General features: G+C 71.3%; 10 protein-coding genes and 4 pseudogenes. 9 read left to right on the top strand and 5 right to left on the bottom strand.

Annotated elements, in window-relative coordinates; all coding sequences use genetic code 11:
* Positions 1-59 precede the first annotated feature (59 nt).
* From OG352_RS35340 to OG352_RS35325, 4 genes are read right to left on the bottom strand one after another with little or no spacing between them, the layout of a single operon-like run.
* Entirely contained in the window at positions 60-515 is a 456-nt protein-coding gene (locus OG352_RS35340; protein ID WP_329222528.1) for a MaoC family dehydratase, read from the bottom strand.
* 9 nt (positions 516-524) lie between these two features.
* Positions 525-2,027 (bottom strand): acyl-CoA synthetase, encoded by a 1,503-nt coding sequence (locus tag OG352_RS35335; protein ID WP_329222527.1) that lies wholly within the window; start codon positions 2,025-2,027, stop codon positions 525-527.
* Positions 2,028-2,039: 12 nt separating this feature from the next.
* Complete coding sequence (locus tag OG352_RS35330) at positions 2,040-2,924, bottom strand: amidohydrolase family protein (RefSeq protein WP_329222526.1); 885 nt, start codon at positions 2,922-2,924, stop codon at positions 2,040-2,042.
* A 2-nt stretch (positions 2,925-2,926) separates the two neighbouring features.
* Positions 2,927-3,844, bottom strand: a complete 918-nt coding sequence (locus OG352_RS35325; RefSeq protein ID WP_329222524.1) for an SDR family NAD(P)-dependent oxidoreductase — start codon at positions 3,842-3,844, stop codon at positions 2,927-2,929.
* 289 nt (positions 3,845-4,133) lie between these two features.
* Between OG352_RS35325 and OG352_RS35320 the strand changes: the two genes are divergently transcribed.
* The 4 genes and pseudogenes from OG352_RS35320 to OG352_RS35305 all read left to right on the top strand — a co-directional run bounded on the left by OG352_RS35320 (position 4,134) and on the right by OG352_RS35305 (position 7,539).
* Positions 4,134-4,559 (top strand): MarR family winged helix-turn-helix transcriptional regulator, encoded by a 426-nt coding sequence (locus tag OG352_RS35320; protein ID WP_329224081.1) that lies wholly within the window; start codon positions 4,134-4,136, stop codon positions 4,557-4,559.
* Positions 4,560-4,593: 34 nt separating this feature from the next.
* A complete protein-coding gene (locus OG352_RS35315; protein ID WP_329222523.1) occupies positions 4,594-5,352 on the top strand; it encodes an IclR family transcriptional regulator in 759 nt (252 codons plus the stop codon).
* A gap of 185 nt (positions 5,353-5,537) precedes the next feature.
* Positions 5,538-5,903 (top strand): annotated as a pseudogene (locus tag OG352_RS35310) (L,D-transpeptidase); the annotation flags it as partial.
* 232 nt (positions 5,904-6,135) lie between these two features.
* On the top strand, positions 6,136-7,539 hold the full coding sequence (locus OG352_RS35305) for a glycoside hydrolase family 16 protein (RefSeq protein WP_329222521.1): 1,404 nt from the start codon (positions 6,136-6,138) through the stop codon (positions 7,537-7,539).
* Between the two features lie 54 nt (positions 7,540-7,593).
* On the opposite strand, the gene OG352_RS35300 is transcribed toward OG352_RS35305, so the two are convergent.
* Complete coding sequence (locus OG352_RS35300; RefSeq protein ID WP_329222519.1) at positions 7,594-8,532, bottom strand: LysR family transcriptional regulator; 939 nt, start codon at positions 8,530-8,532, stop codon at positions 7,594-7,596.
* A 182-nt stretch (positions 8,533-8,714) separates the two neighbouring features.
* Between OG352_RS35300 and OG352_RS35295 the strand changes: the two genes are divergently transcribed.
* From OG352_RS35295 to opcA, 5 genes and pseudogenes are all read left to right on the top strand, one after another.
* Complete coding sequence (locus OG352_RS35295) at positions 8,715-9,626, top strand: SDR family oxidoreductase (protein ID WP_329222517.1); 912 nt, start codon at positions 8,715-8,717, stop codon at positions 9,624-9,626.
* Between the two features lie 123 nt (positions 9,627-9,749).
* Positions 9,750-9,926 (top strand): annotated as a pseudogene (locus OG352_RS40135) (transketolase-like TK C-terminal-containing protein); the annotation flags it as partial.
* A pseudogene (locus OG352_RS35285) lies at positions 9,904-10,197 on the top strand (transaldolase family protein); the annotation flags it as partial. The pseudogenes OG352_RS40135 and OG352_RS35285, both read left to right, overlap by 23 nt.
* Positions 10,198-10,345: 148 nt before the next feature.
* Positions 10,346-10,735: pseudogene (locus tag OG352_RS35280) on the top strand (glucose-6-phosphate dehydrogenase); the annotation flags it as partial.
* On the top strand, positions 10,732-11,667 hold the full coding sequence (gene opcA / locus OG352_RS35275) for a glucose-6-phosphate dehydrogenase assembly protein OpcA (RefSeq protein WP_329222516.1): 936 nt from the start codon (positions 10,732-10,734) through the stop codon (positions 11,665-11,667). The pseudogene OG352_RS35280 and the gene opcA, both read left to right, overlap by 4 nt.
* Positions 11,668-11,739: the final 72 nt, after the last annotated feature.

Here is an 11,739-nt window from a genome sequence, read left to right as displayed (position 1 = left end):
CCACAGCGGTCCCGCAGCTTCCCAACAGCACAAACCCCTACGGCCCAACCGGCGGAGCCCTACGCGTAGAACCGCGAAAGGCTCTGCAGCACGGCCGCCGGCTTCGTGCCGCCCTCGATCTCGATCGCGCCGTCGACGGCGACCTGCACCCCGCCCGGCACGTCCTCGACCTCGGCCAGCTTGCCGACCAGGCGGATGCGCGAGCCGACCTTCACCGGCGAGGGGAAACGGACCTTGTTCAGCCCGTAGTTGACCTTTGTCGTGACGCCCTGGACGTCCAGCAGTTCGGTGAACATCGGGATGAACAGGGAGAGCGTCAGGTAGCCGTGGGCGATCGGGGCGCCGAAGGGGCCTGCGGCGGCCTTCTCCGGGTCGACGTGGATCCACTGGTGATCCCCGGTCGCGTCGGCGAACGTGTCGATCCGCTCCTGGGTGACCTCGATCCACTCGCTGGTGCCCAGGTCGCTGCCGGCCAGCTTCTTCAGCTCGTCGAGGCCGTTGACGGTGATGGTCATGGGGGTTCCTTACTGCTTGCCGTACCGCGTGCGGACACGGGACTTGAGGAGCTTTCCGGAGGCGGTGCGCGGCAACTCGTCCGCGATCACCACCGACTTGGGGATCTTGTACTTGGCGAGCCGTCCGGCCAGTGAGGCCAGCACCTCGTCGGGGTCGAGCGAAGCGCCCTCGCGGGGCACGACGACCGCGCGCGGCACCTCGCCCCACTTGTCGTCGGACACGCCGATGACCGCGCATTCGACGATGTCGGGGTGGGCGAGGAGCAGGTCCTCGATCTCGGCGGGGTAGATGTTCTCCCCACCGGAGATGATCATGTCCTTGATGCGGTCGACGATGTGCACGTAACCGTCTTCGTCGACCCGGGCCGCGTCCCCGCTGCGGAACCAGCCGTCGGCGAAGGAGGCGGCCGTCTCCTCGGGCAGTCCCCAGTAGCCGGGCATGACGTGCGGCCCGCGCACGACGACCTCGCCGGTCTCGCCGACCTCGACCGGGGTGAGGTCGGGGCGCAGGACGCGTACGTCGCTGAAGAAGTGCGGGACGCCGGCCGAGCCCGCCTTGCTGATCGAGTGCTCGGCGTCCAGGAACAGCGTGCCGGGGGCGGCCTCGGTCATGCCGTAGCCCTGGAGGAAGGTGAGTCCGCGTTCCTGGTAGGCGGCTATCAGCGGGGTGGGGACCGGGGAGCCGCCGCAGGTCAGGATGCGCAGGGAGGACAGGTCCGCCTCCGCCCAGCGCGGGTGCCGGGCCACCTGGTCGAACATCGTCGGCACCCCGAACATGAAGGTGATCCGATGGCGGGCGATCAGGTCGAAGGTGGCTTCCGGGTCGAAGGCCTCGACCAGGACGCAGCAGCCGCCCTTGAGGAGCACCGGGAGGGTCAGCATGTTCAGGCCGGCCGTGTGGAACAACGGCGCGGAGACCAGGGCGCGTTCGTCGGCGATCAGGTCGGTGTCGATGAGGACGTTGATCGCGTTCCAGGTGAGGTTGCCGTGCGTGAGCATGGCGCCCTTGGGGCGGCCGGTCGTGCCCGAGGTGTACATGATGATGCAGGTGTCGTCGGGGGTGACCGGTGTGTCGATCGGCTCGTCGGAGGCGGCGGCGAGCGCCTCCTCGTATTCGGTGCCGACCTCGACGTAGGTCCGGACGTCCGAGTTCCCGGGCAGTCCGGCGACCAGGCCGGCGTGCGCGGGGCCGTAGACGAGTGCCTTGGCGCCGGAGTCGGCGAGCTGGTAGGCGATCTCGGGGCCGGCGAGCCGGGTGTTCAGGGGGACGAAGACCGCGCCGAGCGTGCCGGCGGCGAACAAGGTCTCCAGGTAGCAGGGGTGGTTGGGGCCGAGGTAGGCGATGCGGTCGCCGCGGTGGATGCCGCGGGCGCGCAGGGCGTGGGCCAGGCGCGTGGTACGTGCATACAGTGTGCGGTAGTCCGTCGACTGTTCACCGTGTACCAGGGCGGTGCGGTGCGGGGTCTTGCGGGCCCGGCGTGCGGGCCATGACCCGAGTCCCTCGTTGCGCATCTTCGACGCCCCTTACGGTGTGGTCAGTCCGAGCAGACGGGCGGCGTTCTCCTTGAGGATCTTCGGCTTCACCTCGTCCTTGATCGTCAGCTTGTCGAAGTCGGCGAGCCAGCGGTCGGGGGTGAGGACGGGGTAGTCGGAGCCGAAGAGGACCTTGTCCTTGAGCAGCGTGTTGGCGTACTGCACGAGCTGCGGCGGGAAGTACTTCGGAGACCAGCCGGACAGGTCGATGTGCACGCCCGGCTTGTGGGTGGCCACGGCGAGCGCCTCGTCCTGCCAGGGGAACGACGGATGCGCCAGGATGATCTTGAGGTGCGGGAAGTCGGCCGCCACGTCGTCCACGTGCAGCGGGTTGCTGTACTTCAGCCGGATCCCGCCGCCGCCCGGCACGCCCGCGCCGATGCCGGTCTGGCCGGTGTGGAACAGGGCGATGGTCCCCGTCTCCTCGATCACCTCGTAGAGGTCGTACGCGACCGAGCGGTCGTTGGGGAAGAAGCCCTGGATGCTGGGGTGGAACTTGAAGCCCTTCACCCCGTACTCCTCCACCAGGCGCCGGGCCTGCCTGACGCCCGCCTTGCCCCGGAAGGGGTCGATGGAGGCGAAGGGGATGAGGACGTCGGCGTTGGCGGCGGCGGCCTCGGCGACCTCCTCGTTCGGCACCGGCGCCGTGCCGGTCGCGGACTCGGCGTCCACCGTGAAGATCACGGCGGCCATCTTCCGCTCCCGGTAGTAGGCGGCCGTCTCCTCGATGGTCGGCTTCCGCTTGCCCTCGACCTTGAAGTAGGCGGAGGACGCGTCATGCAGGTCTTCGTCCAGCGAGGAGTGGCCCTTGGAGGACACCTCCGCGTGGGTGTGGACGTCGATCGCGACGAGTTCCTCGACGTTGAGGATCGCCATGGTCAGGCCTCCGGGAACTTGGGGGCCGGGATGCCGACCGTCTGGAGTTCGGCGCCGACCGAGGTGGGGAAGACGTCGGCCAGGGTCTCGGGGGTCCAGCCGCCGTCGGCGTAGGCCGCGCGGATCTCCTGCGGATGCGACCAGAGTGCCACCTTGTCGCCGCCGATGCCGATGGCCTGACCGGTGATGGACCGGGCGGCCTCGGAGGCCAGGAAGGGCACGAGGGCGGCGCAGTCCTCGGGGGTGCCGAAGCCCTCGCCCTTGCGCAGGAAGTCCGGGAACGGCTCGCCGTTCTTCAGGGCCTCGATGTAGGGGGCGAAGGCGGGGATGGTCTCGGTCATCGCGGTGGCGGCGACCGGGACGATCGCGTTGACGGTGATGCCGGCACGGCCCAGCTCCATGGACCAGGTGCGGGCGAACGCGGCGATGCCGGCCTTGGCGGCGGCGTAGTTCGTCTGGCCGAAGTTGCCGCGCTGGCCGGCCGGGGAGCCGACGAGGATCAGCGTGCCGCCCTCGCCCTGCTCGCGCATCCGGACGGCGGCGGCGCGGGCGCAGGTGAAGGTGCCCTTGAGGTGGGTGGTGATCACCGCGTCGAAGTCGTCGTCGGTCATCTTCCACAGCACCTTGTCGCGCAGGATGCCCGCGTTGGTGACCAGGATGTCGAGCCGCCCGAACTCCTCCACGGCCCGGTTGACCAGCCGCTCGGCGGCCTCGGTCGTACCGACCGGGACGACTTCGGCGACGGCCCTGCCACCGGCGGCGGTGAGGGACTTCACGGCCTGCTCGGCGACCGCCTCGTCGACGTCGTTGACGACCACGGAGGCGCCGTGGGCGGCCAGGGCGTGCGCGTAGGCGAGGCCGAGGCCCCGGCCGCTGCCGGTGACGACGGCGACCTTGCCGGTGAGATCGATGCTGGGCACGACGATGTCCCTTCACATGGGGGGTACGGCTCACATACGGGGTGGGGCTCGCATGGGGTGCGGCTTCTAGATCGAAGCTAAGAGCAATAATTGTCGTCGTCAATAGTTGTTGTCGACCTATGGGGTGCGTCATGCTGGAATCCGTACGACGAACCACCTCCGGAATGCGACACACCACCTCCGTAACATGACGAACCGCCCCCGGAAGGGGACCGACCCCAGGGAGCCCGCCATCGCCCGCCAGGACAACGCAGTGAACGCCGCCCCGATCGACGCGGACGAGCCGTGGATGCGCGAACTGCACGCGGACGCGGGCTACCTCCTCTACCGCCTGGGACTGCGCTCGGGTCAGCTCTTCAACACCTTCCTCCAGGAGTCCGGGCTGCGCCTGCGGCACTACGCCGTACTGCGCTTCCTCGCCACCTCCGACGGCGCCCTCCAGCGCGAGCTGAGCACCCGGCTGGGCTACGACCCGAGCGCGATCGTCGGCCTGGTCGACGACCTGGAGAAGCTGGGCTTCGCCGAGCGCCGCCCGGCCCCGGACGACCGCCGCAGCCGTATCGTCGTCCTCACCGAGGACGGCCGCGCCTTCCTGCGCGGCACCGACGCGGCGGGCCTGCGGGTGTCGAACGACCTGCTCGACCCGCTCGGCCCGGCCGACCGCGAGACACTGCACACGCTGCTGTTGCGGATCGCCGGGGACGGACTCGCCTGACGCGGTGAGAAGCACCTGACGGACGGGGCTCGCCATGACCTCACGTTCCGCGCCGGACCGGCTGCTGGCCGTGCTCGCCGCGTTCGACCACACGCACTCCGCGCTGTCCCTCACCGACATCAGCCGCCGCGCCGGGCTGACCCTCTCCACCGCGCACCGGCTGGTGGGTGCGCTGACCGAGTGGGGCGCCCTGGAGCGGGACCCGTCCGGCGCGTACCACGTGGGGCTGCGGCTGTGGGAGGTCGCGGCACTGGCACCGCGCGGTCTGGCGCTGCGTCAGGTCGCGCTGCCCTACCTGGAGGATCTGTACGAAGCCACGCACGAGAACGTGCAGTTGGCGGTGCGGGACGGGTCCGAGGTCGTCTACACCGAGTGGCTGTCGGGGCGTTCGGCGGTCGGCGTGCACATCCGGGTGGGCGCCCGCTGGCCGCTGCACGTCACCGGCGTCGGGCTCGCGCTGCTCGCCCACGGCGGCTCCGAGCTCCAAGACGCCTACTGCGCCGGGCCGTTGGCGTCCTACACCCCCCACACCATCACCGATCCGGCCCAGTTGCGCCGGGTGCTGGCCGAAGTGCGGCGCACGGGCGTTGCGGTGAGCAGCCGTCAGGTCACGGCAGACGCCCTGTCGGTGGCCGCTCCGGTGCGCGGTCCGGGCGGGGCGGTGGTGGCCGCCGTGTCGGTCGTCGTCCCGCACGCCGGCGCGACCGTCCCGGTGCTGGTGCCGGCGGTACGGCTCGCGGCCCGGGGCATCTCACGGGCCCTGGGCTGGCAGCCGGAGGGCCGGCCCGAGTAATCCGGCCGTCGGATCGCCGCCCGGCACATCGGGTGGGCGACGCCCCGCCGACCTCCCCCGCGCCGCCGACGACGCCCCGGCTGCGGGCCGCGCGCGATCGGGACGGCCCAGGCCCTGGGGACTCATCCGTGCTCGTCCGTTCCCGGATCACGGCCGCCGTGCCGGCGGCGCGACGTGACCGGTCGGTGATCAGCGAGCGGTTCGAGCAGACCCGGATGGAGTCCTCCACGGTCGGCCTCGGCGACGAGTACGACATCTCCGACGTGCCGCACGCCCAGCGCCTGACCACCTCCGGCACCTTCGTGCACGGCAACTACTGGGCCGCGACCTCGTTGTTCGGCAGTCAGAACACCAGCCACGGCTGCGTCGGCCTGCACGACGCCAAGGGCGCGAGCGACCCCTCCGTCGCGGGCTACGCGTTCTACGCGAGCTCGATGCTCGGCGACGTGGTGATCGTGAAGAACTCGGGCGAGAAGACCGTCGACCCGGCCAACGGGCTCAACGGCTGGAACCTGTCCTGGGCGAAGTGGCGGGCGGGCAGCGCACTTTGAGGACCGCGCTTTAAGGACCTTTCCGGCCATGTTTGGGCGGGTTCAAGCCGTGAACTTCCCCGCAGTGAAAGGACTTTCCTTGCTTTAACTCTTGACGGTCTCCGGGACGGAGAGCACATTGGGGCCACTTTGAGAGCGCTCTCAGAGCGTTCGTGGATCGTTCATGGAGCGTTCTCGGAGTGTTCCCGAAGTCACCCGCGCACCGCACCCCGTACCCGAGAGGCATCCCCCCATGAGTGCAACCTCCGCCATACCCAGACGGCGACGCGCGCTCGTCGCCGTGCTCAGCACGCTCGGACTGGCGGCCGCCGCCGCGGCGGCCGTCACCCTGCCCGCGAACGCCTCCGCGCCCACGCCCGCGTCCGGCTGGACGCAGGTCTTCCTCGACGACTTCACCGGCGCCGCGGGCACCGGCGTCAACACCTCCAACTGGCAGTACAGCACCGGGACCTCGTATCCGGGCGGGCCGGCCAACTGGGGTACCGGCGAGGTCGAGACGATGACCAACAGCACCAGCAACGTCTCGCTCGACGGCAACGGCAACCTGCGCATCACACCGCTGCGCGACGCGGCCGGCAACTGGACCTCGGGCCGTATCGAGACCAAGCGCACCGACTTCCAGCCCCCGGCCGGCGGCAAGCTCAAGGTCGAGGCCCGGCTGCAGATGCCCAACGTGACCGGCACCGCCGCCGAGGGCTACTGGCCCGCGTTCTGGGCGCTCGGCGGGCCGTACCGGGGCAACTACCAGAACTGGCCGGGCGTCGGCGAGCTGGACATCATGGAGAACGTCCAGGGCATGAACAAGGTCTGGGCGACGATGCACTGCGGCACCAACCCGGGCGGCCCGTGCAACGAGACGACCGGCATCGGCAACTCCGTCGCGTGTCCGGGCGCCACCTGCCAGTCCGGGTTCCACACCTACTCGATGGAGTGGGACCGCTCGGTGACCCCCGAGGCGATCCGCTTCTACGTCGACGGCGTCAACTACCACACCGTCACCGCGAATCAGGTCGACGCGGCGACCTGGACCAACGCCACGAACCACGGCTACTTCGTCATCCTGAACGTGGCGATGGGCGGCGCGTTCCCGGACGCCTTCGGAGGCGGTCTGGACGGCGCCACCGAGCCGGGTCACCCGATGGTGGTGGACTACGTGCAGGTGCTCCAGGCCGCGGGCAGCGGGGGCGGCACCACCACGCCGACGACGACGCCGCCGTCCGGCAGCCGGGACGCCTACGGCACGATCCAGGCCGAGTCCTACGACAGCCAGTCGGGCACGGCCACCGAGACCACCACGGACACCGGCGGCGGCCAGGACATCGGCTCCCTCGCGAACGGCGACTGGGCGCTGTACAAGGGCGTCACCTTCGGCTCGACGGCGGCGACCCAGTTCAAGGCGCGGGTCGCCAGCGGTGCGGCCGGCGGGGTCAGCGGACTGGTCGAGGTGCGCCTCGACAGCCGTACGGCCACGCCCATCGGCAGCTTCTCGGTGGCCAACACCGGTGGCTGGCAGACATGGCGGACGATCCCCGCGAACATCAGCTCCGTCACCGGCACCCACGACGTCTATCTGACCTTCACCAGCGGCCAGCCGTCGGACTTCGTGAACGTCAACTGGTTGACCTTCGGACACTGAACAGCACTGAACAACACCCCTGGCGGCGCCGGGTGGTTGACCCTCACCTACGGGTCAACTCCCGGCGTCGCCCGACGTTCCCGTCAGGTGGGTCCGGGCGATCTTGCGGAAGGCGGTCACCAGGCGGCCCCGGTCTTCGGCGCGGGTCGCCAGAACGACATGGCTCGGCTCGACGCCGTCGAGGGGAACGCCGGTGAGGTCGGGGCGCAGGACGAACCCGGGGGCGGCGGCCGACACGGCCACCGTCTGTCCCGCCGCGACGAGTTCGAACTTGTCCTCGACCTCGTCCACGTACGGCCCGTCCGGCACCGGGAGTCCGTCGGGGCGCGGTTCGAGCCGCCAGAACGCGCTCCGGGCGGGGTCGGATCCCCGTACCCGGGGCATGGGTTCGCCGGCGAGGTCGTCGACGGTGACGGACTCCTTGCCGGCCAGCCGGTGGTCGAGGGGCACGACCAGTACCCGGGGTTCGTCGTAGAGGACGGTGACGTGCAGCCCGTCCGTCGGGAACGGGAGCCGGGCCACCATGACGTCCACCCGGTGGTCGAGCAGCGCCTGAGGCAGGTCCTGCCAGGCCAGGTGCAGGGTGCGGACGTCGGCGTCGGGATGCCTGCGGCGCAGCTCGCGTACGGCCGGGGTGACGATGGTGGCCGTGACATAGCCGACGGTGAGGCGACTGGGCTCGGCGGCGGCACGGGCCCGCGTGGCGGCCTCGGCGGCCGAGCGCAGAAGTGCCTTGGCGTGCGGCAGGAAGACCTCCCCCGCCGCTGTGAGTCGCGAGCCGCGCGGGGTGCGGTCCAGCAGGCGGGCCCCCAACTGCTGCTCCAGACGGCGCACTTGGCGACTCAGGGACGGCTGGGTGATGTGCAGGGCGTGCGCGGCTCGACCGAAGTGCCCGTGCTCGGCGACGACGGTGAAGTACCGCACCAGCCGTAGATCGAGGTCGGCAACCGGGGTGGGACGACCAGGGGCGGGTTCCGGGGCGCGGTCGGGCATGGCACAAGGGTAACCGCCCACTGCTGTCCATGACCTGCGGTGATGCCTGAAGCGTATGGCCCGATGCGGAACAGGCCTTGGACCCGGACGGCTCCCCCTCCGGAGGATGGAGGCACGAAGCCCCGAGGTGCGAAACCTCCGGGCACCAAACCCCCTCACCGAAACCACTCAAGGAGTGCGCTGTGCGCGTGTTCATCACCGGCGCGACCGGGTTCATCGGTTCCGCCGTCGTCCGGGAGCTCATCGGCGCCGGGCACCAGGTCGTGGGCGTCGCCCGTTCGGACGCGGGTGCCGCGTTCCTCACCTCCGCCGGGGCCGAGGTGCACCGCGGCGACCTCGCCGACCCCGAAGGGCTGCGCGGCGGTGCGGCCGGCGCCGACGGGGTCATCCATCTGGCGTTCCAGCACGACTTCGCGAACTTCGAGGCGTCCGCCCGCGCCGAACGGCGGGCCATCGAGCTGCTGGGCGAGGAACTCGCGGGCTCCGGACGGCCGTTCGTCGTCACCTCCGGCACCGCGGGGCTGCCGCCGGGCCGGGTGGGCACCGAGGACGACGGGTTCGTCCACGACTCGCCCGCCGCGGCGCGGGTGCCCACCGAGGCGGCGGCGCTCGCGTTCGCCGCGCGGGACGTCCGCGTCTCGGCGGTCCGCCTCGCCCCCTCGGTGCACGGCGTCGGCGACCACGGCTTCGTGCCGCGGCTGATCGACCTCGCCCGCGAACGGGGCGTCTGCGAGTACGTCGGCGACGGGTCCAACCGCTGGCCCGCCGTGCACCGGCTCGACGCGGCCCGGCTCTACCGGCTCGCCCTGGAGTCGGCCCCGGCGGGCAGCCGGCTGCACGGCGTCGACGACGAGGGCGTGCGCTTCGGCGACCTCGCCGCCGTCATCGGCCGCCACCTCGATCTGCCGGTCGCCGCGATCCCCGCCGCCGAGGCGGACGCCCACTTCGGCTGGCTGGGCATCCTCGTCGGCCGGGACATCCCCGCGTCCAGCGCCCAGACGCGCAAGCTGCTGGGCTGGCAGCCCGAACAGCCCGGTCTCATCGCGGACTTGGAAGAGGGGCACTACTTCGGGCAGGTGGCCGCCCAGGCCTGACGAGGCGTCACACGACGCGCACCCCGGTCGGTCTCAGCGCGGTTCCGCGCGGAGGGCCACCGGGGTGTCGGGCGTCTCGCCGGTGGCCGGGCGGACCGCGCGTACCAGGGTGCGGCGGGAGTAGCCGAGGGCGTCGGCGTCCGGGGGGTGTCGATGCCGTCCGTGGAGTGGTTCGAGGAGCAGTCGCGCGAGTACCGCGACCGTGTCCTGCCGCCGTCGGTGAAGGCCCGGGTCGCGGTCGGGGCGGGCATCGGCCTGACCTGGTACCGGTTCGTGGGCGAAGGCGGACAGGCGGCGTCCGCTGTGGGCATCCGCCGGTGTGAAGGATCCTGTGTACAGGGACACTCTGTATGTGGACGATCTCGTCGCACCGGGCACGGTCGACACCATGCCCGGGGCCACGCCGAACGCCATCGGCGACCTCGCCGCCGTCGAGTCGCTCGGCGGCGGCTACGACGAGGTCGTCACCCGGTTGGAGGAGGAAGGTGCCGCCAAGTTCGCGGTGGCGTGGCAGGACCTTCCGGACGCGGTCACGAAGCCGCCGACGAGCAAGGGAGTTGACGCGGAATGAGTGCCAGCACGCTCGGCGTGGACTGGGAGAACCCCCTGCGGGACCCCCGCGACCGGCGCCTCCACGCCGTCGCGGGGCCGTCCGGCCTGGTCATCTTCGGCGTGACCGGCGACCTGTCCCGCAAGAAGCCGATGCCGGCGATCTACGACCCTTCGACTCCACGGCCACCGAGGAACTGGGCGCGAAGACGATCGTCATCCGCGTCCGGCCCGACGACGGCGCCACGGTGCGGTTCGGGTCCACGGTGCCGGGCGCCTCGATGGTGATCCGGGACGTCACGATGGACTTCGCCTACGGCGAGTCCTTCACCGAGTCCGGCCCGGAGGCGTACGAGCGCCTCATCCTGGATGTGCTGCTCGGCGACGCCACCCTGTTCCCGCGCCACCAGGAAGTGGAAGAGTCCTGGAGGATCCCCGACCCGATCGAGGAGTACTGGGCACGGCGCGGCAGGCCCGCGCAGTACCCCTCGGGCAGTTGGGGACCCGAGGAAGCCGACGAGATGCTCGCACGAGACGGACGGAGCTGGCGCAGGCCATGAAGATCGACCTGACCGACACCACGGCAAGCAAGATCAACAAGGCGCTGGTGGAGGGTCGCCGCGCCATCGGGACGCCCGCAGTGGGCATGGTCCTGACGATGGTCGTCGTCACGGACGAGGAGAACGCCTACGACTCGATCAAGGCGGCCGAGGAGGCCTCGCACGAGCACCCCTCGCGCACCCTGGTCGTCATCAAGCGGCACGCCCGCAGCCCGCGCGACCGCACCACCTCCCGCCTCGACGCCGAGGTCCGGGTGGGCGCCGACGCGGGCACCGGCGAGACGGTCGTCCTGCGGACGTACGGCGAGGTGACCGAGCACGCCGACTCCGTCGTCCTGCCGCTGCTGCTGCCCGACGCGCCGGTCGTCGTGTGGTGGCCGGTGGACGCGCCGCAGAACCCGTCCAAGGACCCGCTGGGCGCGCTCGCGCAGCGCCGGATCACCGACATGTACGCCGTCGAGCGGCCCCTGACGGCCCTGGAGGCGCGCGTGAAGTCGTACGCGCCCGGCGACACCGACCTCGCCTGGACCCGGCTCACCCCGTGGCGTTCGATGCTGGCCGCCGCCCTCGACCAGGCCAAGATGCCGATCACCTCGGCGGCCGTGGAGAGCGAGGCGGAGAACCCGAGCGCGGAACTGCTCGCGCGCTGGCTCCAGGCCCGGCTGAACGTCACGGTCGAGCGGGTCGTCACCGCCGGACCGGTCGTGACGGCCGTCCGGCTCGGCACCGAGAGCGGCGAGATCCTCATCGACCGCCCCGAGGGCCCGCTGGCCACGCTCACGCTGCCCGGCCAGCCCTCGCGCACCCTCGCGCTGAAGGTCCGCGCCACCTCCGAACTCATCGCCGAGGAGCTCAGGCGCCTCGACGCGGACGAGATGTACGCCGTCGCCCTGCGGGGCGAGGCCACCAAGGACACTCCCTCCCATGTCTGACGCCCCCCGGTGCCGAGGTCCCCGGCCTCGACGCCTCCACCGCCACTCTCGTCGCCGCCTACCGCTCTCTCC

The sequence above is a fragment of the Streptomyces sp. NBC_01485 genome, from assembly GCF_036227125.1.
In the GTDB taxonomy this organism is placed as follows: domain Bacteria; phylum Actinomycetota; class Actinomycetes; order Streptomycetales; family Streptomycetaceae; genus Streptomyces.
The sequence above is the reverse complement of the archived record's forward strand: the minus strand, read 5'-3'. Positions and strand labels throughout refer to the sequence as shown.